This is a genomic window from Acidisoma silvae (genome assembly GCF_020618775.1).
Classification (GTDB): domain Bacteria; phylum Pseudomonadota; class Alphaproteobacteria; order Acetobacterales; family Acetobacteraceae; genus Acidisoma; species Acidisoma silvae.
The window spans coordinates 83,321-106,761 of the sequence record NZ_JAESVB010000005.1 but is presented as its reverse complement, the minus strand read 5'-3'; the positions used below and the strand labels follow the sequence as shown (position 1 = coordinate 106,761).

Sequence of the window (23,441 nt, the reverse complement as noted above, 5' to 3'; positions counted from 1 at the left end):
GCGGTGAGATTCGGGCTAGCATCATGATGCATTGGCCGGCTGCTGTCGCGAGCGAAGATGCTGCCGGTGACGTCAGCCCCTCGCATCCCATCCTGTGCCGCTATTGCGGCTTGCTACAGCAGGTGCCGGCGCTTGCCGCACCGGCCGTCGCCTCCTGCGCGCAATGCCATGCCACGCTGCGCCGGGTGCAGCGCAATTCCCTCGGCCGGGCGCTCGCTTTTTCGCTGACCGCTCTGGCGCTTCTCGTTCTTGCCTGCATCATGCCGCTGATGCAGGTGAGCACCTTTGGCATCATCCTCGGCGCGGATGTCTTTTCGGGCCCGAGACGTCTGGACCAGCAGGGCATATGGGAATTGGCGCTGGTCGTGCTCTTCACCACGGTCGCCGCGCCGCTGCTGAAACTGGTCGGTACTAACTACGTTCTTCTGTCGCTGCGCAAGACGCATCCGCCGGCGCATCTGCGCCGCGTTTTCGCCTGGACGGCAAAACTCGGCGCCTGGTCGATGGTCGAAGTCTATTTGCTCGGCGTTTTCGTGGCTTACGTGAAGCTCGTCGACATCGTGCATATCGATGTCGGTTTCGCGGTCTACGCGCTGGTCGGGCTGATGGTCGCGACGGTCGCGGCGGATGCCTTTCTGGATCGCCAGGCGGTGTGGGAGGCGATGGAGCGCAAGGGTGTCGTGGCACATCCCGTCGGTCCTTTCACCATGCCGGCCGCACGCGATGGGTCTGTCTCCCTCCTGGCCTGCGAGACCTGCGAGAAAGTCTCAAGCGTGGCCGGGCAGGGCGCGCATGAATGCCCGCGCTGCGGCAGTCACCTCCATGCCAGAAAACCGAATGGTATTGCGCGCTGCTGGGCTTTGGTGGCGGCGGCCGCCATTCTTTATATTCCCGCCAATCTCTATCCCGTGCTGACGGTGGTGCAGATGGGTGCCGGCGCCCCAAGCACCATTCTGGGCGGGGTGGAGGAATTGCTGGCTGCCAAAATGTATCCGCTGGCGGCGTTGGTGTTTTTTGCCAGCATCATGGTGCCGATGCTGAAACTCGTCGGTCTCGTCATCCTGCTGGTCATGACGCAATTCGGAAGACCGGAACGGCTGGTCGATCGCGGGCGGCTGTATCGTATCGTCTGCGTCATCGGCCGCTGGTCGATGATCGATATTTTCATGATTTCCATCCTGGTCGCCCTGGTCCATTTCGGCGCCCTCGTTACCATCGCCCCCGGCATCGGCGCGGTCGCCTTCGCCGGGGTTGTTATTCTGACCATCTTCGCCGCCGAATCCTTCGACCCGCGTCTGATGTGGGACGCGGCGACCAGCCCAGGCAGACGCCCATGAGCGATTCCTCTCCGTCGATCCCCCATGCCGTCGTGCAGAAGAAAGGCCGGCGGCGCGTGTCGCTGATCTGGGCCATTCCCGTCGTCACGGTCGTGATCGGCGGCTGGCTGGTCTGGGATACCTATGCCAAGCGCGGTCCGTTGATCAGCATCACCTTCGATCAGGGTGACGGGCTGGCGGCCGGGCAATCGGTCGTCAAGCATCGCGACGTCACGCTGGGTACCGTCACCTCCGTCAAGCTGACACCGGACATGAACCATGTCGTGGTGAAGATTCAGATGACGCGAGATGCGACGCCGCTGATTTCGAATCTGACGAAGTTCTGGGTCGTGAAGCCGCGTTTCTTTGCGGGCAGTCTGGAAGGGCTCGGCACGCTGTTGAGCGGTCCCTATATCGATCTGCTGCCGTCCCCCGATAAGGGCAAGCCGCAGACGGTGTTCACCGGTCTGGAAGATCCACCGGTGCTGCAATCCGTGGTGCCGGGCCGCAACTTCGTGCTGCACGCCGACCGCATCGGGTCCGTCTCGCTCGGCGCGCCGATTTTCTATCGCGATCTTCAGGTCGGCCAGATTCTGGGCTGGGATATCGGTGACATGGCGAAAAGCGTCACCATCCATGCTTTCGTCCGCGCGCCTTACGACGCTTATGTGCATGATGATTCGCGCTTCTGGAACGCCTCCGGTCTGGCCGTGAAGCTGGGGGCGGACGGCGTGCAGGTGAAGGTGCAGTCGCTGGATGCGCTGCTGCTCGGCGGCATCGCCTTTTCCACGCCGGATGACGCGACGGCCGAGGCTGAATCAGCGGCCGGCACCAGCTTTCCGCTCTATGACACGCAGGACGATGCCGATCAGGCAAGCTATGACCGCCGCGTGCCCTTCGTCGCCTATTTCACGGGTTCTGTCGCCGGGCTCGGGCCGGGGTCACCGGTCACCTTCCAGGGCCTGCGTATCGGGCAGGTGAAAAGCGTCGATATGGAATATGACAGCGCCACTAATACCGTGCGCGCGCCCGTGCGGTTTGAGGTGGAGCCGCAGCGCATCAAGAATATCAATAAGGTCGCATCACGCGGACCTTTGGCCAATGTGCAGGCGCTGGTCGCCAGCGGATTGCGGGCGCAGATCCAGAAATCCAATCTCTTGACCGGGCAGAGCGAGATCGCGCTGACCATCCTGCCGAATGCGGCCAAGGCCGATGTCACCTTCCAGAATAATGAAATCGTCTTCCCGACGGCTTCCGGCGCGCTCGATTCCATCACCACTTCGGTCAGCACCCTGCTGGCCAAGATCAACAACCTGCCCTTCGATCAGATGTCGGCCAGCCTGACCACGACGCTGTCGGGCCTGGCGAACCTGACCAATGGGCCGCAGACGAAGCAGGCTGTGGCATCCTTGGCCGGCACGCTGGCTGCGTCGCAGTCGCTCGTGAAGCAGCTGAATACCGAAGTCGGGCCGGCGCTGAAAAGCCTGCCGGGCCTGACGAAGCAGCTGAAGGCGGCCTCGGTCAACCTCAATACCATGCTGGTCTCCGCCAACAGCACCTATGGCGGCGACAGCCATTTCAGCCGCCAGCTGGAGCAGTTGATGACGCAGTTGAACGACATGACGCAATCCTTCCGCGCGCTGTCGGATTTGTTGACAAGCCATCCGGAAGCGCTGATCCGCGGGCGCACCAATGCAGGGGTTGAGCAATGATGATTTCGCGGCGCCAGTTTTCGGTGGCAGCCTTGGCGCTGGCCGCGCTGCCGGCTTCCTGCGCCTCGCCCGCGCCGGTTCTCTACACGCTCGCCGCCGTGCCGGGTCCGGTTCTGTCCGGTGGTCCACGCATCGTCATCGTGCAGGATGTGGGCCTCGCGCCCTATCTTGACCGCAAACCCATCGTGCGGTCCTCCGCCGGCTACCAGATTGCGGTCGAGACCAATAACTGGTGGGGGGAGACCTTCTCCGCCATGATCGGCCGCGTGCTGGTGACGGAGCTTGATCAGCGTCTGCCGGACGCGCAGGTCTTTTCGGAAAGCAGCACCGTCTCGCCCCAGCCGCAGGCGACGGTCGCACTCACCGTCACGCATTTCGACCGGGATGCCAGCGGCGCGGTGGCGCTGGTCGCCGAAATCGAGGTGAAGCGCGCCGATGGATCGGTGCCGCCGACGGTCGCCACTCTACGTTTCACGGCGCCGGCGACGGGCAAGGATGTACCGAGCCAGGTTCAGGCGATGAGCGTGGCTCTGGGGCAATTGGCGGATGCCATCGCCCGCACGCTGGCGGGATAGGGACTGTCAGACTTAGTCAGCCTCCAGTCGTCATGCCCGCGAAAGCGGGCATCTGCTTGTCCCAGGTCTGAGCGAAGAAGATTCCCGCTTTCGCGGGAATGACGCTGCTTAGACGAAAGCCCGAACGGACTTACCGTCCCGCCAGCCAGACCCGGCTTTCACCCAGAAACAGCTCCTGTTGCGCCAGATAGTCACCGTCCTTCACCGGCGTGAAAGGATTGGGGCCGGCAGCCGTGCATTCCACGATGATCGGGCCTGTATAGCCGATCGCATCCAGTGCCTGCATGATGGACGTGAAATCTGTATGGCCGCGTCCGACACCTTCGCGGTTGGAATCCGCGACATGAAACAGGCCGAGCTTGCCGCCGACGTGGCGGATAGCACCGGGCAGATCGGCTTCCTCGATATTCATGTGATAGGCGTCGAGTAGCACGCGCATCGCCGTCGCATCCGCGTCACCCAGCAATTGCAAAGCCTGCGCGCCGGTATTGATGAGATGGCTTTCGTAGCGGTTCAGAACTTCATAAACCATCGGCACGCCGGCTGATGCTGCATAACTATCCACGGCGCGCACGCTATCCACCAGATGCGTATATTCCCCGGCCTGACTGCTGATCGGCTTGATCCGCTGCACCAGTCCGTGAAAGGACACGATGGGCTGGCTGCCGGTCGCTGCCGCGAAATCGATCAGCCGGCGGTAATAGTCGATGGCCGTCTGCCGAATGGCGCTATGGGGATGCGCCGGGTCGCAATCGGCCGGCGTCAGCGACAGGATCGTCAGCCCGTGATCGGCCAGTAGTCGCGCCGTCGCGACGGGCTCAAAACTGTCCAGATCGCCATGCAACTCCACGCCGTCATAGCCGAGCCGGGCGAGGGAGGCCGCGACCTCCGCCAAAGGGCGCGGCCCATAGGTCCAGGTGCAGACACCGAGTTTGCGTTGCATGGCTCGCCCTCCGTCCGCTCAGCCGATTTTTACGATGCGGCCGGTCTGAAGGCTTTCCAGCGCGGCGTCCGCCAGGCGCAGGGCCTCCGCACCATCGCGGAAGCTGGTCAGAGGCGTTTTGCCGCCCGCCACGCTTTCCACAAAATTCGCGATCTCTGCGGCATAGGCATCGGCATAGCGTTCGATGAAGAAGGGCAGCACGACATCGCCCTGGCCGGTGCCGGCGGCGGAAAAGGACTGCACGCTGGTCGCGGTCTTGTTGCCGGCAATCAGCATGCCCTTTTCGCCGAAAGCTTCCAGCCGCTGGTCATAGCCGTATGAGGCGCGGCGGCTGTTGTTGATATGGATCAGCGCGCCGGAGGCCGCGCGCATCGTCACCATGGCAGCGTCGATATCGCCGGCATCCTTAATTGCCGGGTCAACCAGATTGGCGCCGAAGGCCTGCACTTCCACGATGTCGCCGGCAAAATAGCGGGCCAGATCGAAATCATGGATCGTCATGTCGCGGAACAGGCCGCCTGAGACATTGATATAGCTGATCGGCGGCGGGCCGGGGTCGCGGCTGGTGATGATCAGTTGTTCCAGCTTGCCGATTTCGCCCGCCGTCATGCGGTCATGCACGGCGCGGAAGGATGGATCGAAGCGGCGGTTGAAGCCAATCATGACGGTGGCGCCAAGAGTGCCGATTTCCGCCCAGCAGGCTTCGACCTTTTTCATGTCCAGCGCGATCGGCTTTTCGCACAAAATCGCCTTGCCGGCACGGGCGGCGCGGGTGATCAACTCCACATGCGTATCCGTGCTGGTCGCGATCAGCACGGCGTCGACTTCCGCGTCAGCCAGAACCTCGTCGACCGATTGCGCGGCGCGCACGCCGAGTTCGGCCGCCATGGCGTCCGAGGCTTTTGTGAAGACATCGAAGACGGAGACGAGCTTGGCCTGGGGGTGACGCGCCAGATTGCGCGCATGCATGGTGCCGATGCGGCCGCAGCCGAGGACGGAAAAGCGGATCATTATCGTTTCTTTCGTGTCGGACGTTTCTGGGGAAGTCAGCGGCATCTGCCTGAGAATGCTGCTAACCTCCCAGGGCGCTTGGAGCGTCTTGATTTCTTGACGGAAGATATAGAAGAAATATTCCATTTAGGCTATCTCTTGTCAACGGGAGACGCCTTTGCATCGGCAGGTTTTGGATTGGGATGATGAGTGACAGCGATGGTGAACCGCAGGGCATGAGGGATGACGAGGCGATGCCGGCCGATCTGGAGGCGGATGCCGCGCCGCGGGATTTCCGTACGTTGCGCGCGCTAATCGTGGAGCGGCGCGGCCAATTGCCGAAGCGGCTGGTGCAGGTGGCGGATTTCGCGGTCCAGCATCCGCAGGAGATTGCCTTCGGCCGCGTCGCCGAACTGGCCAAGCGCGCCAATGTGCAGCCGTCGACCATGATCCGTTTCGCCCAGGCGCTGGGTTATTCCGGCTTTTCGGACCTGCAACTGGTCTTTCAGAGCCATGCCCGCGACCGCTGGCCCGATTATAATGTACGTCTGGAAGCGCTGCATGACGGCAATCAGGGCGGCGATGTGCTGAGCCTGCTGGACGGTCTGGTGGAGGCGTCCTGCGCTTCGGCGCGGGATTTCCGGCAGAGTATCGATGTCGAGGCGCTGGAACAGGCGGTGGAGCGGCTGGCCGCCGCACGTACTATTTATGTGGTGGGCGTGCGCCGGGCCTTTCCGGTCGCGGTCTATCTTGTCTATGCCTTGCAGAAGCTGGGCGTGCGGTCTGATCTGGTCGATCAGCTTGGCGGGCTCGGCGGCCGCCAGACGGATCTGATCACGCCCGAGGACGCGCTGCTGGCGCTGAGCTTCACGCCTTATGCGTCTGAAACGCTGACCTCGGCGCGGGCGGCCTTTCAGCGCGGTGTGCCGGTGATCGGCATTACCGATTCGCCTTTCTCGCCGCTGGTGCAGGTTTCCAGCACCTGGCTGGAAGTGGCGGAGGCCGATTTCGGCGGGTTTCGGTCGCTGTCGGCGTCCTTCGCGCTGGCGACGACGCTCTCCGTCGCCCTTGTCAGCAAGCGGGCGGGCGCTTTGCCGCCGGTCAGCGCACGCCATAAAAAGGAATATACAAACCGGATTGACGAAAATTTGGAATAATGGTTTTATTTAAGAATAAGCAAAAGCGGCGACAAGCCGCCTAGACAGGAAACGTCCGGCCGCTTCATCCGGCTCAATCGGCCTTGGCCGGGCCGCTCCTCCAGAAGAAGGGGTTTCCCATGGCCGCACCGATGCTGGACCTGATTACGATCGGTCGATGCTCTCTTGACCTCTACGGCCAGCAGATCGGCGGCCGGCTGGAAGACATGGGCAGTTTCAGCAAGGCCATCGGCGGTTGTCCCGCGAATATCGCGGTGGGCACCGCGCGGCTTGGCCTGAAATCCGCTTTGCTGACCCGCGTCGGCGACGAGCAGGTCGGCCGCTTCATCCTGGAACAATTGGCGCGGGAAGGGGTGGAGACCCGCGGCGTCACGGTCGATCCCAAGCGGCTGACGGCCCTGGTATTGCTCGGCGTGCGCGACAGCAGCACCTTTCCCCTCGTTTTCTATCGCGACAATTGTGCCGATATGGCGCTCTGCGAGGATGACGTGGATGAGGCTTTCCTGGCCTCGGCCGCTGCCATCGTCGTCACCGGCACGCATTTCGCGACGGCAGGCACGGCGGCAGCCCAGAACAAGGCCATGCGCATCGCCAAGGCCCATGGCCGGCGCGTCATCTTCGATGTCGATTACCGGCCCAATCTTTGGGGCCTCGCCGGGCATGATGCCGGCGAAAGCCGCTATATCCAGTCCGATGAGGTGACGGCTCATCTCGCACCCGTGCTCCCGCTTTGCGATCTGATCGTCGGCACCGAGGAAGAATTGCATATCGCCGGCGGCTCGCAGGATACGCTGGCGGCCGTTCGCGCCATCCGGGCGCAGTCCAAAGCCGTTATCGTCTGCAAACGCGGCCCGATGGGTTGCGTGGTCTTCCCGGCCGAGATTCCGGACAGTCTGGATGACGGCGTGCGCGGCCCGGGCTTTCCGGTCGAGGTCTATAACGTGCTGGGCGCGGGCGACAGTTTCATGTCCGGCTTCCTGCGCGGCTGGCTGCGCGGCGAGACGCTTGAAACCTGCTGCGCCTATGCCAATGCCTGCGGCGCTTTCGCGGTCTCGCGTCTGCTGTGCTCGCCGGAAATCCCGACCTTCCCCGAACTCGAATATTTCCTGGCCCATGGCAGCCAGCATCGCGCGCTGCGGCATGACGAGGATATCAACCATATCCATTGGGCGACGACGCGCAGCGCCACGCCGCCCGGCATCATGGCGCTGGCGATCGACCATCGCATTCAGCTGGAAGCGGTCGCCACCGAAGTCGGCGCGCCTTTCGAGCGGATCAGCGATTTCAAAGTTCTGGCCGTGCAGGCGGCGGCCCGCGTCGCGGCCGGGCGTCCCGGTTTCGGCATGTTCATCGACGGCCGCTATGGGCGCGAGGCGCTGTTCCGTGCGGGCGACCACAATCTGTGGGTGGCGCGACCGGTGGAGCGCACCGGCTCCCGTCCGCTCGATTTCGAATCCGGCGGAAGTCTGGGCGCGCATCTGACGGAATGGCCTTCGGCGCAGGTCGTGAAATGCCTGTGCTTCTATCACCCGGATGACCCGGAGGAGCTGCGTCTGCGGCAGGAGCGGGAATTGGCCCGCGTCTATGACGCCTGCCGCCGCACGGGGCGGGACGTGCTGATCGAAATCATCGCCGGCAAGCATGGCCCGCTGCTGGATGACACTATCCCGCGCGTCATCAATCGCCTGTACGATCTTGGCATGAAGCCGGATTGGTGGAAGCTGGAGCCGCAGAAAAGTGCGGCCGCCTGGGGGCAGATCAACGCGGCCATTACCACGCGCGACAGCTATTGCCGGGGCGTGCTGGTGCTGGGCCTGGAAGCGCCGATGGCCGATCTGGCGGCTTCCTTCCGCGCCTGCGCCGGCGTGCCGGTGGTGCGCGGCTTCGCGGTGGGCCGCACCATCCATATCGACCCGGCCCGCGCCTGGCTGAGCGGCAAGATTTCGGACGCCGAGGCGGTGGACCAGATGGCCGGTCGCTTTCAACAATTGGTGGATGCCTGGCAGGATGCCGGCCAGACCAAGGCCGCCTGATAAAAAAAGAAAACGGGATAGAGACGAGCGATGCGCATAATTCGCCTCACCATGGCTCAGGCCCTGGTTCGCGCCATGGCCGCGCAAAAGACGGTGGTGGAAACGGACGACGGTAAGACAAGCGTCCAGCCTTTCTTCGGCGGTGTCTGGGCCATTTTCGGCCATGGCAATGTCGCGGGGCTCGGCGAGGCCCTGCACGGCGCGCGCGACGTGCTGCCGACCTTCCGCGCCCATAACGAACAGGCCATGGCCCATGCCGCCATCGCCTATACCAAGGCGCTGCGCCGCCGGCAGGTGATGGCCTGCACCAGTTCCATCGGGCCGGGCGCGCTGAATATGGTGACGGCCGCCGCCGTCGCCCATGTCAATCGCCTGCCGCTTTTGCTGCTGCCGGGCGATGTCTTCGCCTCCCGCCGGCCGGACCCGGTTTTGCAGCAGATCGAGGACTGGCAGGACGGTACCGTCAGCGCCAATGACGCGTTCCGGCCCGTCTCCCGCTATTTCGACCGTATCACCCGGCCCGAGCAGATCATCCCGGCCTTCGCGCGGGCCATGCAGGTTCTGACCGATCCGGTGGAATGCGGCCCTGTCACGCTCGGCCTGTGTCAGGACGTGCAGGCCGAGGCCTATGATTTTCCGGCCTCCTTCTTTGACGAGAAAATCTGGACGCCGCGCCGGCCCCGGCCGGATGGCGGCGAATTGGCGGCAGCCGTCGCTCTGCTGCGGGAGGCGAAGCGCCCCTTCATCGTTTGCGGCGGCGGTACGCTTTACGCCCAGGCCGAGCGCGACCTCGCGGCTTTCGCCGAGAGCCACGGCATTCCGGTGGGGGAAACCCAGGCCGGCAAATCCTCGCTCGCGACGGATCACCCCATGAATATGGGTGCCATCGGCGTCACCGGCACGGCAGCCGCCAATGCCATGGCGGCGGAAGCCGATGTGGTGCTGGCGGTGGGCACCCGCTTGCAGGATTTCACCACCGGGTCTTGGGCGCTGTTCCAGGGTGAGGGCAGGCGGATCATCGGCCTCAATACCCAGCCTTTCGACGCCGGCAAGCATCAGGCCCAGCCGCTGGTGGCGGACGCCCGCGCGGGACTTTCCGAACTCACGGCTGCCCTCGGGGCGTGGCGCACCGATGCCGTCTGGTCGGAACAGGCGGCGGCGGTGAAAGCTGCCTGGTATAAGACGGCTGCCACCTATACCGACGCGCCGGTCGAAAGCGGCAATGCCCTGCCGTCCGACGCGCAGGTGGTGGGGGCCGTGCAGCGCCAGTCTCGCCCCTCCGATATCGTGCTTTGCGCGGCAGGCGGCCTGCCGGGCGAATTGCACAAGCTGTGGCAGGCCGGCGCGCCCGGCGGCTATCACATGGAATACGGCTTTTCCTGCATGGGCTATGAGATTGCGGGCGGTCTTGGCGTGAAGATGGCGCAGCCCGAGCGCGAGGTCTTCGTCATGATCGGTGACGGGTCATATCTCATGCTCAATTCCGAAATCGCGACCAGCGTCATGATCGCGCGCAAGCTGATCCTGGTCATTCTCGACAATCGCGGTTTCGGCTGCATCAATCGTCTGCAACAGGCGACCGGCGGGGCGGGCTTCAACAACCTGCTCAAGGACAGCCGGCATGAGGTGATGCCGGAGGTCGATTTCGCGCTTCATGCCCGCGCCCTGGGTGCGGTGACGGAAAAGGTGAGTGACCTGGCTGGGCTGTCTCAGGCGCTGGAACGGGCGCGGGCCAGTGAGCGCACCTATGCCGTCGTCATCGATACCGATCCGCTGATCTCCACCGCCGCCGGCGGCCATTGGTGGGATGTGGCGGTGCCGGAAGTCTCTGTCCGCTCGGAAGTGCAGGCGGCGCGGGCGGATTACGTGGCGGCGCTGACACGTCAGTTCGTCGGCAATTGATTTTTACTGTCATCCACGGGCTTGTCCCGTGGATCTACCCCCCGCAATGGCGTGACGTTTTGCTTGGGGGAAAGGGTAGACCCGCGGCATGAAGCCGCGGGCGACACTCTGCGAAGAACGAAAATAAACGAGGAAACGCCAAGACCATGACCATTCGTATCGGCGCCAATCCCATTTGCTGGGCCAATGACGACATGCCCGAACTGGGCGGCGACACGACGCTGGAAACCATTCTCAGCGAAGCGAAGCAGATCGGTTTCGAGGGGATGGAACTCGGCAAGAAATTCCCGCGCACGCCGGACGGGTTGCGGGATGCGCTGGCCCCCTACGGTCTCGCCTGCATTTCCGGCTGGTATTCCGCGAAATTGCTGAAACGCAATGGCGATGCCGAATTCGAGGCGGCGCAAAACCATCTCAATCTGCTCAAGGCCCAAGGGTCGACCGTCATGGTTGTCTGCGAAACCTCCAATACCATTCAGGGTGATATCGGCACGCCGCTGTCCCGCCGCCCGAAACTCACGGGTGACGACTGGCGCGCTTTTGGCGCGCGCATGACGCGGTTCGGAGACCTGCTGGCGGCGCAGGGAATGCGCATCGTCTATCACCACCATATGGGCAGCGTGGTGCAGAGCCCTGATGATATCGACGCCTTCATGGCCAATACCGGCCCCTCGGTCGATCTGCTGCTCGATACCGGTCATGCCGTCTGGGGCGGGGATGATCCGGCGCGGCTCGCCATCCGCTACCGCGACCGCATCGGCCATGTTCATACCAAGGATATCCGCACCGAGGTTCTGGCGCGCAGCCGGGCGGAGGATTGGAGCTTCCTGAAAAGCGTGCTCAACGGCGTCTATACCGTGCCGGGGGACGGCACCATCGACTTCCGCGCCATGTTCCGCGCCTTGCCGGGCTATTCGGGATGGGTGGTGCTGGAAGCCGAGCAGGATCCGGAAAAGGCCAATCCCTTCACCTATGCCAGTCTCGGCTATGCCAATCTCAAAACCTATCTGCGGGATGAGGGGCTTCTCTGATGACCTCCAAACTTCTGGTCCATCCGCACGCGCCGGATAAAGACGGGTTTATTCATCACATCACCCCGACCTCGGCCGGCTGGTTCCATGTCGGCTTCTCGGTCCTGAAACTGGCGCCGCAGAAGGTCGTCTCCCGTCCCACGGAGGGCGATGAGGTCTGTCTCGTCATCCTCTCGGGCCGCGTGCGCATCAGCGCCGGCGATGTCGATTTCGGCCTGCTGGGCGAGCGGGAATCGGTCTTCGACGGCTTGCCCTGGTCGGTCTATGTGCCGGCCAAGTCGAATTGGACGGTGGAGGCCGAGACGGCGGCCGAGGTCGCGGTCTGTTCCTCCCCGGCCGAAGGCAAGCTGCCCGCCCGCGTTATCCCGCCCAGCGAAGTGGGGGAGGAAGTGCGCGGCAAAGGCACCAATACCCGCCATGTGCGCAATATCCTGCCCGATACGGCGGTGGCGGAAAGCCTGCTGGTGGTGGAGGTGGTGACGCCCGGCGGCAACTGGTCTAGCTACCCTCCTCACAAGCACGATGTGAACGACCCGCCGCGTGAGACCTACCTGGAAGAGACCTATTACCATCGCCTCAAGCGCGGATCGGGCTTCGCCCTTCAGCGCGTCTATACCGATGACCGCTCTCTGGATGAGACGATGGCCATCGGCGACGGCGACGTGGTGCTGGTTCCGCGTGGCTATCACCCGGTCGGTGCGCCGCACGGGTTTGATCTGTTCTACCTCAACGTGATGGCGGGGCCGGTGCGCGAATGGCGCTTCACTATGTCGCCCGATCACGCCTTTCTCACCTGGTAAGCCCGTGTCTTTGAAAACCCTACTATGCCGGCCGTCTAACCCGCCTTTTTGCGCTCCGGTGCTCACGGCCTCTTACGGCCGCTTCGCTCCGGTGCTCAAAAGTCCGGGCCAGCCGGCTCAGCCTAGCGGGTTTTGAAAGACACGTTCCTTTTTGGAGAAGAAAATGGATATCGTTCAGCACTATATCGGGGGCAAGCTCACCTCCGGCACCTCGACCCGCACGGCCAATGTCTATCAGCCGGCGGATGGCTCGGTCGCGCGTCAGGTCGTGCTGGGCAATGCCACCGACGTCGATACCGCCGTCAAGGCGGCCGAAGCGGCCTTCCCGAAATGGGCGGCGACCCCGCCGCTGGCCCGCGCCCGCGTCATGTTCCGCTTTCGCGACCTGATCGAGCAGAAGGCGAAAGAGATCGCCGCCATCATCACCTCCGAACACGGCAAGGTGCTGTCGGATGCGCTGGGCGAAGTGACGCGCGGCATGGAAGTGGTGGAATACGCGACCGGCGTGCCGGAACTGCTGAAGGGTGATTTCACCGAGCAGGTCGGCCGCGACATCGACGCCTATTCCATGCGCCAGCCGCTGGGTATTTGCGCCGGCATCACGCCCTTCAACTTCCCGGCCATGGTGCCGCTGTGGATGCTGCCGACCGCACTCGCCACCGGCAATTGCTTCATCCTCAAGCCCTCCGAGCGCGATCCTTCGACCTCGCTGTTCATCGCCGACCTGCTGAAGCAGGCGGGTCTCCCGGACGGCGTTTTCGGCGTCGTGCATGGCGACAAGGAAGTGGTGGACGCGATTCTGGAACATCCCGGCATTCATGCCGTGAGCTTCGTCGGCTCCACGCCCATCGCCGAGTATATCTACACCACCGGCACCCGCAACGGTAAGCGCGTGCAGGCGCTGGGCGGCGCCAAGAACCACGCCATCATCATGCCGGATTGCGACCTCGACAAGACGGTCGATGCGCTAATGGGCGCGGCCTATGGCTCGGCCGGCGAGCGCTGCATGGCGATTTCGGTCGCGGTCGCGGTGGGCGGCATCGGCGATAAGCTGGTGGAGACGATGGCGCCGCGCGTGCGTGCGCTGAAGATCGGGCCGGGCACCGACAATACCAACGAAATGGGCCCGCTCGTCACCAAGATCCATAAGGACAAGGTCAGCGGCTATATCGATGCCGGCGAGGCCGAGGGCGCCAAGCTGGTGGTGGACGGTCGCGGGCTCAAGCTCCAGGGCTATGAGGACGGCTATTTCATCGGCGGCACGCTGTTCGATGACGTGACACCCGACATGAAGATCTACAAGGAAGAGATCTTCGGGCCGGTTCTGGCCGTCGTCCGCGCCGAGACCTTCGATGAGGCGCTCGATCTCGTGAACAAGCATGAGTTCGGCAACGGCACGGCCATCTTCACGCGGGACGGCGACTCGGCCCGCACCTTCGCCAGCAAGGTTCAGGCCGGCATGATCGGCATCAATGTGCCGATTCCGGTGCCGATGGCCTTCCACAGCTTCGGCGGCTGGAAGCGGTCACTGTTCGGCGATCACCACATGCATGGGCCGGAAGGCATTCGCTTCTTCACCCGCTACAAGGCCGTGACCTCGCGCTGGCCCACGGGCATCCGCGCTGGTGCGGACTTCATCATGCCGACTCTGGGATAATGTAAATGGCTTCGCCGCGCGCAAAAGCCCGCGCGCGGCGGAACCGGTTTTATTGCACTGCATCACGAAACGAGACCTGCGTTTTCTGCCGAGTGACTTGAGCGTGCCTTCGGACGACTTGACTTTACGGCAGGGACTGCCGAACGTCGCCAAAGACGGAAAGTCAGGGCAATTGCCCGGGGAGACAAGAAATGACCGGCCAGACAACAAATGTTCTGGATAACACGCCGTCGAGCGTGGCCTCGTCCGGCCAGCGTTCCGCCGCGCTCGAAATGCGTGGCATCAGCAAAACCTTCGGTCCTGTCCGCGCCCTGGCCGATGTTTCCCTGACGGCCTATTCCGGTGAAATTCATGCCCTGATGGGCGAAAACGGCGCCGGCAAATCGACGCTGATGAAAATCCTGTCCGGCGCCTATCATGCCGATTCCGGCGGTGAGATCAGGATCGACGGCAAGCCGCTACAGATCGGCAATCCGCTGGCCGGGCGCCGCAGCGGCATCGCCGTGATCTATCAGGAACTCGCACTGGCCCCCAATCTGACGGTCGCCGAGAATATGTTCCTGGGCGAGGAAATGCGTCGTAATGGCATGATTGACCGCACATCCATGAATGCCGCGGCGCAGCCATACCTGGATCGTCTTGCGGCGCCCTTCAGCCCGACATCCAAAGTCGCCTCGCTGTCCATCGCCGAACGCCAGCTGGTCGAAATCGCGCGTGCGCTGGCAGGCCACCCGCATATTCTGGTGATGGACGAGCCGACGACGGCGCTGTCCGCACGGGAGGCCGAGAAGCTGTTCACCATCATCCGCACGCTGCGCGATGAAGGCATCGCCATCATCTATATCAGCCACCGCATGGCCGAGGTTTACGAGTTGTCCGACCGCGTCTCGGTTTTGCGTGACGGCAGCATGGTCGGTACCTTGCTGCGGGAGGAGCTCAATCCGCAGACGCTGGTGCGCATGATGGTGGGGCGTGAGTCGTCATCCTTCTACAAGAAGGAACACCGCGCGCCGCTGACGGACCGCAAGATCGCGCTGGAAGCGCGCAATATGGATGACGGCCACCGCGTGCATGACTGCTCCTTCAGCGTCGCCGAAGGCGAGGTTCTGGGCATTGCCGGTCTGGTCGGGTCCGGTCGCACCGAATTGGCCCGCCTCATCTACGGCGCCGATCCCAAAAAACGCGGTCAAGTTTTCGTCAATGGGCAGGAGCGCGCCATCCATAACCCGCGCGACGCGATCGATGCCGGCATCGTCTATCTGACGGAAGACCGCAAGGTGCTGGGCCTGTTTCTGGACATGAGCATTAACGGCAACGTCAATATCAATGTGCTGGACGAGGATGCGCGGGCGGGTGGCGTGCTCAACCTCGCCGCGGCCAAGCGCCGCGCGGCTGACGCCATCAAGAAGCTTGGCGTGCGCGCGCCCAATGCCGAGATCAATGTCGGCAGCCTCTCAGGCGGCAACCAGCAGAAAGTTCTGTTGTCCCGTTTGCTGGAAACCAATCCCCGTGTGCTGATCCTGGATGAGCCGACGCGCGGCGTCGATATCGGTGCCAAGTCCGAGATCTATCGCATCATCGATCAATTGGCGCGGACGGGGGCAGCCATTGTCGTCATTTCCAGCGAATTGCCGGAGGTGATCGGCGTGTCCGACCGCGTCGTGGTCATGCGCGACGGCCATCTGGTGGGGGAAGTGGTGGCGCAGGCTGACGCCCCCATCACGCAGGAAGCGATCATGGAATTGGTGACCGATATGGGTAGTGCCAAAGCTGCCTGATCGGCGCATAGCTCGCGTCCGGTTTGGTACTTTATGCCAAAAGCAAGGGCGTGTATGGTTCTAAAAATTGCCCGTAACGGCGGGTTCGCGTAGCGAAAATTATAAGAAATTATAATATGTCCAAACCGGCACTAAGCCGGGGGCCGAGCGAAACGGTTGAAGTGGTGAGGAAAATCTATGGCTGACGTTACGACTGAAACCGTGGCGGCCCGGCAGGCGTCGGTGTCGCATCAGCAGCGTCTGCGCAACCTGCTGCAATATGCAGGCATGTTGCCGGTGCTTATTATATTGTGCATCGGTTTCGGTCTTGAGAACGAACGCTTCTTTAGTCTGACCAATGCTTCCATCGTTCTTCAGCAGGCGGCCATCAATACTGTGCTGGCGGCTGGCATGACCTTCGTCATCCTGACGGCCGGTATCGATCTGTCGGTCGGCTCCATTCTGGCCGCCTCCGCCATGGGCGCGCTCATCGTCTCCAAAATCCCCGATATCGGCATGCTGGGCATCGTGGCGGGCCTGGGCATCGGTCTGCTGTTCGGCCTCCTCAACGGTTTGCTGATCTCGGCCATCCGCCTGCCGCCCTTCATCGTGACACTCGGGTCGCTCACCGCCGTGCGCGGCATCGCCCGCCTGATGGGCGCGGATACGACCATCTTCAACCCGAGCCTGCCCTTTGCTTTCATCGGCAATGCGACGCTGTTCGGCGTATCCTGGCTCGTCATCATCGCCATGATCGTGGTCTTGCTGTCGTGGTTCATCTTGCGACGCACCGTGCTCGGCACACGCATCTATGCCGTCGGCGGCAATCCGGATGCGGCGCGGCTGACGGGCATCAAGGTCGGCAGCATTCTGCTCTTTGTCTATGCGACGTCAGGTTTCCTGGCCGGGCTTGGCGGTGTCATGTCGGCCGCGCGGCTTTACGCCGCCAACGGATTGCAGCTCGGCCAAAGCTATGAGCTGGACGCCATCGCCGCCGTCATTCTGGGCGGCACCAGTTTCACCGGCGGCATCGGCTCCATCTGGGGCACGCTGATCGGCGCGCTGATCATCGCCATTCTGACCAACGGCCTTGTTCTGTCCGGCGTTTCCGACATCTGGCAGTTCATCGTCAAGGGACTGGTCATCATCGGCGCCGTGGCGCTGGACCGTTATCGCCTGGATCACAAGGGCCGCACCTGACCCGGTCCGAGGCAGAAAAAATTCGCGTGCGGGGCCGCGTGACCCCGCATGAGAACGCGTGACGCTAAAAACAACAATACTTTCCAGTGAGGAACGACCATGAAGCTTGCACGTTACGGATTGTCGCAGATCGCGCTGGGCGCGGTGATGGCGGCCACGCTTGGCGGCACCGCCATGGCCAAGGACATCACCACGGTCGGCATTACCGTGGGGTCGCTCGGCAACCCGTATTTCGCCGCGACCGACAAGGGGATCGAGGCGCGGTCGAAAGAGATCACGCCGGGCGCCAAGACCATCGCAGTGTCGTCCGACTATGATCTGAACAAGCAGTTCACGCAGATCGACAATTTCATCGCGGCCGGCGCGCAGGTCATCATGGTCAATGCGGCCGATCCTGTCGCCATCGCCCCGGCGCTGATGAAGGCGCATAATGCCGGCATCGCCATCGGTGCCTTCGACGTCGCCGCGACCGGCGCGGACGTGACGGTGATGACCGACAACGTGAAGGCGGGTTCGCAAGCCTGCCAGTATATCGTCGATCATCTGCCGGGTAAGGCGGGCAATGTCGTTATCGCCAATGGCCCGCAGGTCTCCTCCGTCATTGATCGCGTCAAGGGCTGCGAGGATGTCCTCAAGACCGCCCCCGGCATCAAGATCCTGTCCGACAACCAGAACGCCATGGGGTCACGCGACGGCGGCTTCTCGGTCGGCCAGAGCCTGCTGACGCGCTTCCCGAAAGTGGATGCGGTTTTCGCCATCAACGACCCGACCGCGATCGGTTTCGAACTGGCGGCCAAGCAGCAGAACCGGAAGGAATTCTTCATCACCTCCGTCGATGGCGCGCCGGATATCGTGCCTGAGATCAAGAACAAGGACGGTCTGATCAAGGCATCGTCGGCGCAGGATCCCTACGGCATGGCCGGCAAGGCCTATGCCTATGCGGTGGACGTCGCCAACGGCAAGGCACCGCCCGCCAAGGTCATCCTGCTGGCGCCGACGCTGATCACCATCGACAATGTCGACAGCTACAAGGGCTGGGATCCGACCGCCGCGACGAAGTGAGTTTTTTGAAATGATACGTCATCCCCGGGCGGTCCAGCCCGGGGATGAAATGTCAATAAAGAGTTCCTACATTCGTCATCCCGGCCTTGAGCCGGGATCTTCTTGCTTGGGCATCCGCGAAAAGAAGATCCCCGTGACAAGCACGGGGATGACGCTGTTTTAACGAATGGCTGACAAAACCTACAGCCTCACCCAGGCCTCATTCTTCGACGACAGCAGCGCGGCATCGATGACGCGCTGCACCTCGTAGCCCTCGCGGAAATCGGCAAAGGGTTTCGGGCCACCGGCAAGGGCCGCCAGGAAGTTGCGGATTTCGATGACCTTGAGGTCGTTGAAGCCGATCTGATGGCCGCCCGCGACGCAGAAGGCGCCATAGGGCGCGTGTTCCGGCCCGGCCAGAATGGTGCGGAAGCCGTTGCGGCTGCGATCGGCCTCGGTCTTGTAATAGCGCAGCTCATTGAAGCGTTCCTGGCTGAAGACCAGCGCACCCTTTTCCCCAATGACTTCGAATTCCAACTGCATCTGCCGGCCGGAGGACAGCCAGCTGGCCTCCACCGTGCCACGGCAGCCATTGCCGAAGCGCACGAGCAGCCTTGCCTGGTCATCCACCGCAACCGTGCGCAGCTCATCCGGCTGGCCGGGCAGGGGGCGGCGGTCGATCACCGTTTCCACATCCGCGCAGACGGCGGCAATCGGCCCCAGCAGATAGCGCGCCATGCCGATGATATGGCTGCCGATATCGGCAATGGCGCCGGCGCCGCCGGCCGGGTCCAGCCGCCAGGTCCAGGGCGTCTGGCGGTTGGCCATGAAGTCCTCGGCATGAATGCCGCGAAAGCCCCAGATCTGGCCGAGCTCGCCAGCCGCGATCATGTCCCGCGCCAGGGTCAGCATGGGATTGCAGATGTAGTTGAACCCCACCTGCGTCACGACGCCTGCACGTTCGGCGGCTAGCGCCATGGTCAGCGCTTCCTCGGCCGTCGGCGCCAGGGGCTTTTCGCAATAGACCGGCTTGCCAGCGGCGAGTGCCGCCAGCGCGATCGGTGCATGCAGCTTGTTCGGCGCGGTGATGTCGACGATAGCGACGGCCGGGTCCGCGACCAGGCTCTGCCAGTCGTCCGTTGCGCGGGCAAAGCCGAAGCGCGCGGCGGCGGCCTCCGCCAAAGGCATTGTCGCATCGGCCAGCAGTTCCAGCCTAGGCACCACAGGCAGATCGAAGACACGGCCGACGCTGGCCAGGCCCAGCGCATGGGTCCGGCCCATGAAGCCCGAGCCGACAAGGCCGATGCCGAGTGTTTTTTTATCCAAAATTCCATTCCTCCGGATTTTTGGAATTCTTGTAGCGTAATGCGCCGCGTCGGTCATGTGAATTTGGGAAAAAGCGGCGCCCGTGGCAGGCTGGCCGCCAGGTTTCGATAGTCAGTTGGGTTGGAGTGAGCGCGCGTGGCGACGGTCGGCAAGAGCGAGTGGAATTTTTGCAGTGACAACGTGGCGCCGGTCGCGCCGGAAATCCTGGCGGCCATGGCCGAGGCCAATCAGGGCAATGTCGCCTCCTACGGCGAAGATCCCTGGACGGTCTCGCTGACCGAGGCGCTGCGCCGGCTGTTCGAAAAGCCGGATCTGATCGCCTTTCCGGTCGCCACCGGCACGGCCGCTAATGCGCTGGCCGTCAGCACCATGGTGCCGCCCTATGGCGGGGTCATCTGCACGGAAGACGCGCATATCAACACCGATGAATGCGGCGCGCCGGAATTCTTCAGCGGCGGCGCCAAGCTGCTGGCGGTGCCGGCGCCCGACAGCCGGCTGACCCCGGCGCAGATCACCGCGCGGGTGGAGCAGGCCAGGGATCACGGCGTTCATGTCGTGCAGCCCCATGCCGTCAGCATCACGCAATCGACCGAATGGGGCGCGGTCTATGGGCTGGAACAGTTGCGCGCCATTGGCGAGACGGCGGCCCGCCATAAGCTCGGCCTGCATATGGACGGCGCGCGTTTCGCCAATGCGCTGGTCCATCTGGGCTGCACGCCGGCCGAGATGACCTGGAAGGCCGGCATCACCGCGCTGTCCTTCGGGGCCACCAAGAACGGGGCCATGGCGGCCGAGGCGGTGGTCTTCTTCAATCCAACGCAGGCGCGCGGCTTCGCCGAAAGGCGCAAGCGGGCGGCCCATCTTTGGTCGAAGCAGCGCTTTATGAGCGCGCAGATTTTGGCCTATCTGAAGGACGATCTGTGGCTGCGGAATGCGCGTCACGCCAATGCAGTGGCGCAGATTTTTGCGCGCGGCCTCTCAGCCGTGCCGGGTGTTCGGCTGCTGCAGGAGGTTCAGGCCAACGAGGTTTTCGCGGTCCTGCCGGAAGGCGTCGTCGCGGCTCTGGAGGCAGAAGGCTTTGGCTTCTACCGCTGGCAGGCCGATACCGCGCCGGGCGAGGCCGCCATTCGCCTCGTCAGCTCCTATGTCTCCAAGCCGGAAGCGGCGGAAGCGCTGGTTTCTGCCGCCGCGCGTTTCGGCAATCGCTGAGGCCAAGAAAAAGGAAAGGCCCGGACTATGCCGGGCCTTTGCGAAATGCGTCATCCCGGCCTTGAGCCGGGATCTTCTGACTTGGGCGCCTATGAAGAAGATCCCCGTGACAAGCACGGGGATGACGTTGCTTACCGCCAGACCAGCGCCGGGGTCAGGCGAGGGCGATAGAGGCCCTTGGCGATGAAGCTGCGCTCGGTCAGCGCACCGAAGCCCAGGCCCAGCACGGCCCACATGATGATCTGCATGGCGGCGGAATCGACGCGGAAATGCCACAGCACCACCGCCGGGAAGTCCGACGGCACCTCGTTGATCGGCGGCAGGATGGCGGCGACGACCATGACCGCGACGATATAGACGGCGCCGGAAATGATCGCCGCTTCCCAGACGCCAAGCTTGGGGGCCAAGCGCTTGCGGAGCACGGCGGCCACCGCCATGGCCGCGATCGAAAGCGCCATCATCGCGAAATAGAGTTCCGTGCGGATGGTGATGGTATCCGGATGCCCGACCGAAGGCGGATTGGCCGGATATTTCAGGTTCGGCACCATATAGAAGGCGACGAACCCCGTCAGCGCCAGCAGGGCCGAGACGGCGCGCGGCCCGAGCTTGGTCGCACGCCCATTGGCGAAGGCGAAGACCAGGGCGAACAGACCGCCGAAGGCCGTGGCATAGACCATGACGCCGGTCAGCAGGCCGAAGCTCGCCTGCATCGGGCGGCTGACGAGTTCCGGCTCCGGCCTATCATGAATGCCTTTCGCCGCGTCCGCCTTCATCTTGGCGTCGTCCATCGCCGTCTCGAAGGCGATGGCGCGGTCAACCTGCGGCTCGCCGAAAATCTTGGCGAAGCCGAAGACCAGCAACCCCGCGACAAAGCCAACCAGCATGCCGCGGATGAGCAGAGACCTGACCATATGCATGACCCCTTAGTGGCAGGGGAAACCGAGCAGATGGCGGCTGTCATGCACCCATTCGTGCACATACATGCCCTTGATGAGGGAGGTCGCCCCTTCTTCGGCGCCGACGAAATAGATTGCCAGCAGCATCAGCGCGCCGAAGATGATCCAGGGCAGAATCTCGCGCACCGGAATCGGCGCGGATACGACATCGGAACCGATCGCTTTATCGGACATAGGCTTTACTCCCAGGGATCCAGCGTCCCGACGGATTGATGTAAGCCATGACCGGGTCTGACTTTCGGGAGACCTCGCATGCGGCTTCCGATTACAGTGGCGCGACCGTGCCGGGCTTTCACCGGCTTCCGACCATGACTGTTACAAGTGCTAGGGGCCGGCCCATCGGCTGTCAAACGGAATAGCAATGACCAGCCTGCGCCTGACCCTGATCGCGAATGCCGCGACCGCCGCCACCCGCCAGGCGGCTTTCCCCTTGGATGAGGGGCTGGAGAGCCAGGGGCTGGCAAAGGCCACCGCCTTGGCCGTGTCTCTCGGCCGGGTCGATGGCGCATGGACTGGCCCGGCGCGCCGCGCCCGCCAAACGGCAGAGGCTTTGGGACTGCAAGCGGCGGTCGATCCGGCTTTGGCGGATATAGACCTGGGCCGCTGGGCCGGCCGGTCCCTGGCCGAGATCGCGGCGGAAGACCCGCAAGGGCTGGGGCTTTGGACGAGCGATCCGGATGCCGCGCCGCATGACGGCGAGAGCGTCACGCGCCTTCTGGCGCGGGTCGGGTCATGGCTGGAGGCGGCGCAGCCGTCTCAGGGGCGGATAGTTGCTGTCACCCATGCCGCCGTCATCCGCGCCGCGATGATCATCATTCTGGACGCGAACCCGCGCGCCTTCTGGCGTATCGATGTCGAACCGCTGGCCTGCGCGCGCTTGCAGGCGACTGCGGGCCGCTGGACCTTGCGGTCTCTGGGTTAACATAGCGACCGACCGACCTCATCTTCCGACGCGACAGGAACCTTTCTGCGGGAGCGACCGAGATGTCCGATTACGATCTCTATTACTGGCCGGTGCCGTTTCGTGGCCAGTTCGTCAGGGCCGTTCTGGCCCAGGCGGGCCGCACCTGGCGGGAGGGCAGCCCAGAGGACATCGTCAACCTCATGAGCGGCCCGGTCGCGGATATGCCCGTGCCCTTCATGGGGCCGCCGGTTTTGGTCGATAAGGCTGGCGACGTCGCGATATCGCAGATGCCGGCCATTATCCTGTATCTGGGCGAGACGCTGCATCTGCTGCCGAAAACCCCGGCCCTACGGGCCATGACCATGAAGGTCGTGGGCGACGCTAATGACGTGCTGGACGACATCACGCTCGACGGCGGGCGGGAGATGTGGACGCAAAAGCGCTGGCATGACTTTCAGCCGCGCCTGACGAAATGGATGTCCTTCTGGGAGGAGACCGGCAGCCGCCATGGCATGACGGCGGATAGCGGCTTTCTGCTGGGCGGCAGCGCGCCCGGCATTGCCGATATCGTCACCGCCGTGCTGTGGGGAACGATGACGGAGCGTTTTCCCACGCTCGGCGCGCTTTTGGATGAAACAGCGCCCAATACGGCCGGTCTGGTGCGCCGGGTAGCCGCGCTGCCGGCTTTGTCCAAACTCGCCGCCCGCGCGGCCAAGGATTACGGCGATACTTATTGCGGCGGCCAGATCGAGGCATCGCTGCGCAAGGTTCTGGGCGGTTAGCGTCTGTCGGCTGAGGTGATAGGAATCCCACAACCGTCATGCCCGCGCAGGCGGGCATCTTCTTATCGTCGCGGCGCTGGGGCCTAAGGGAGAAGATCCCCGCTTGCGCGAGGATGACGCTGCTACCGCGAAAGCCTGACAGACTTAGCC

The 23,441-nt window shown here is 63.5% G+C and carries 20 protein-coding genes; 15 read left to right on the top strand and 5 right to left on the bottom strand.

All coding sequences use genetic code 11. From position 1 onward, the window contains the following. The first annotated feature begins 23 nt into the window (after window positions 1–23). Genes ASILVAE211_RS12970 through ASILVAE211_RS12960 form a run of 3 tightly spaced genes read left to right on the top strand, consistent with a single transcriptional unit; the run spans window position 24 to window position 3,603 of the window. Window positions 24–1,337 (top strand): paraquat-inducible protein A, encoded by a 1,314-nt coding sequence (locus ASILVAE211_RS12970; protein WP_227321750.1) that lies wholly within the window; start codon window positions 24–26, stop codon window positions 1,335–1,337. Beyond that, window positions 1,334–3,028: a PqiB family protein gene (locus ASILVAE211_RS12965; protein WP_227321749.1), complete on the top strand. Its 1,695-nt coding sequence runs from the start codon at window positions 1,334–1,336 to the stop codon at window positions 3,026–3,028. Before ASILVAE211_RS12970 ends, ASILVAE211_RS12965 begins: the two co-directional genes overlap by 4 nt. Continuing rightward, window positions 3,025–3,603, top strand: coding sequence for a PqiC family protein (locus ASILVAE211_RS12960; protein ID WP_227321748.1), 579 nt, complete (start codon window positions 3,025–3,027; stop codon window positions 3,601–3,603). Before ASILVAE211_RS12965 ends, ASILVAE211_RS12960 begins: the two co-directional genes overlap by 4 nt. A 130-nt stretch (window positions 3,604–3,733) precedes the next feature. Here ASILVAE211_RS12960 and ASILVAE211_RS12955 read toward each other — a convergent pair whose 3' ends face one another. Then, complete coding sequence (locus ASILVAE211_RS12955; RefSeq protein WP_227321747.1) at window positions 3,734–4,546, bottom strand: sugar phosphate isomerase/epimerase family protein; 813 nt, start codon at window positions 4,544–4,546, stop codon at window positions 3,734–3,736. A gap of 18 nt (window positions 4,547–4,564) precedes the next feature. Further along, window positions 4,565–5,557 (bottom strand): inositol 2-dehydrogenase, encoded by a 993-nt coding sequence (iolG, locus tag ASILVAE211_RS12950; protein WP_227321746.1) that lies wholly within the window; start codon window positions 5,555–5,557, stop codon window positions 4,565–4,567. A gap of 185 nt (window positions 5,558–5,742) precedes the next feature. On the opposite strand from iolG, the gene ASILVAE211_RS12945 reads away from it, so the two are divergent. The 9 genes from ASILVAE211_RS12945 to ASILVAE211_RS12905 all read left to right on the top strand — a co-directional run bounded on the left by ASILVAE211_RS12945 (window position 5,743) and on the right by ASILVAE211_RS12905 (window position 18,135). After that, window positions 5,743–6,693 (top strand): MurR/RpiR family transcriptional regulator, encoded by a 951-nt coding sequence (locus tag ASILVAE211_RS12945; protein ID WP_227321745.1) that lies wholly within the window; start codon window positions 5,743–5,745, stop codon window positions 6,691–6,693. 119 nt (window positions 6,694–6,812) lie between these two features. Then, window positions 6,813–8,726: a bifunctional 5-dehydro-2-deoxygluconokinase/5-dehydro-2-deoxyphosphogluconate aldolase gene (locus ASILVAE211_RS12940; protein WP_227321744.1), complete on the top strand. Its 1,914-nt coding sequence runs from the start codon at window positions 6,813–6,815 to the stop codon at window positions 8,724–8,726. Window positions 8,727–8,756: 30 nt separating this feature from the next. Then, complete coding sequence (gene iolD, locus ASILVAE211_RS12935; protein ID WP_227321743.1) at window positions 8,757–10,628, top strand: 3D-(3,5/4)-trihydroxycyclohexane-1,2-dione acylhydrolase (decyclizing); 1,872 nt, start codon at window positions 8,757–8,759, stop codon at window positions 10,626–10,628. 146 nt (window positions 10,629–10,774) lie between these two features. Next, on the top strand, window positions 10,775–11,659 hold the full coding sequence (gene iolE, locus ASILVAE211_RS12930; protein ID WP_227321742.1) for a myo-inosose-2 dehydratase: 885 nt from the start codon (window positions 10,775–10,777) through the stop codon (window positions 11,657–11,659). After that, window positions 11,659–12,459, top strand: coding sequence for a 5-deoxy-glucuronate isomerase (gene iolB / locus ASILVAE211_RS12925; protein ID WP_227321741.1), 801 nt, complete (start codon window positions 11,659–11,661; stop codon window positions 12,457–12,459). The genes iolE and iolB overlap by 1 nt, the downstream gene beginning before the upstream one ends. A gap of 163 nt (window positions 12,460–12,622) precedes the next feature. Beyond that, on the top strand, window positions 12,623–14,116 hold the full coding sequence (locus ASILVAE211_RS12920; protein WP_227321740.1) for a CoA-acylating methylmalonate-semialdehyde dehydrogenase: 1,494 nt from the start codon (window positions 12,623–12,625) through the stop codon (window positions 14,114–14,116). A 191-nt stretch (window positions 14,117–14,307) separates the two neighbouring features. Next, window positions 14,308–15,894, top strand: coding sequence for a sugar ABC transporter ATP-binding protein (locus tag ASILVAE211_RS12915; protein WP_227321739.1), 1,587 nt, complete (start codon window positions 14,308–14,310; stop codon window positions 15,892–15,894). Between the two features lie 177 nt (window positions 15,895–16,071). Beyond that, complete coding sequence (locus ASILVAE211_RS12910) at window positions 16,072–17,073, top strand: ABC transporter permease subunit (protein WP_227321738.1); 1,002 nt, start codon at window positions 16,072–16,074, stop codon at window positions 17,071–17,073. A 99-nt stretch (window positions 17,074–17,172) separates the two neighbouring features. Further along, window positions 17,173–18,135, top strand: coding sequence for an ABC transporter substrate-binding protein (locus tag ASILVAE211_RS12905; protein ID WP_227321737.1), 963 nt, complete (start codon window positions 17,173–17,175; stop codon window positions 18,133–18,135). A 180-nt stretch (window positions 18,136–18,315) separates the two neighbouring features. Here the strand turns inward: ASILVAE211_RS12905 and ASILVAE211_RS12900 are convergent, their stop codons facing one another. Continuing rightward, complete coding sequence (locus ASILVAE211_RS12900) at window positions 18,316–19,440, bottom strand: Gfo/Idh/MocA family protein (RefSeq protein WP_227321736.1); 1,125 nt, start codon at window positions 19,438–19,440, stop codon at window positions 18,316–18,318. 135 nt (window positions 19,441–19,575) lie between these two features. Between ASILVAE211_RS12900 and ASILVAE211_RS12895 the strand changes: the two genes are divergently transcribed. Then, a complete protein-coding gene (locus ASILVAE211_RS12895) occupies window positions 19,576–20,649 on the top strand; it encodes a threonine aldolase family protein (protein WP_227321735.1) in 1,074 nt (357 codons plus the stop codon). Window positions 20,650–20,780: 131 nt separating this feature from the next. Here the strand turns inward: ASILVAE211_RS12895 and ASILVAE211_RS12890 are convergent, their stop codons facing one another. Beyond that, window positions 20,781–21,560, bottom strand: coding sequence for a CbtA family protein (locus tag ASILVAE211_RS12890; RefSeq protein ID WP_227321734.1), 780 nt, complete (start codon window positions 21,558–21,560; stop codon window positions 20,781–20,783). A 12-nt stretch (window positions 21,561–21,572) separates the two neighbouring features. Then, complete coding sequence (locus tag ASILVAE211_RS12885) at window positions 21,573–21,779, bottom strand: CbtB domain-containing protein (RefSeq protein ID WP_227321733.1); 207 nt, start codon at window positions 21,777–21,779, stop codon at window positions 21,573–21,575. 187 nt (window positions 21,780–21,966) lie between these two features. Between ASILVAE211_RS12885 and ASILVAE211_RS12880 the strand changes: the two genes are divergently transcribed. Both ASILVAE211_RS12880 and ASILVAE211_RS12875 read left to right on the top strand, forming a co-directional pair. After that, window positions 21,967–22,527, top strand: a complete 561-nt coding sequence (locus ASILVAE211_RS12880) for a histidine phosphatase family protein (protein ID WP_227321732.1) — start codon at window positions 21,967–21,969, stop codon at window positions 22,525–22,527. Window positions 22,528–22,589: 62 nt separating this feature from the next. Then, window positions 22,590–23,291 carry a glutathione S-transferase gene (locus ASILVAE211_RS12875; RefSeq protein ID WP_227321731.1) on the top strand — a complete coding sequence of 234 codons (702 nt, stop codon included), beginning with the start codon at window positions 22,590–22,592 and terminating at the stop codon, window positions 23,289–23,291. The last annotated feature ends 150 nt before the right edge of the window (window positions 23,292–23,441 follow it).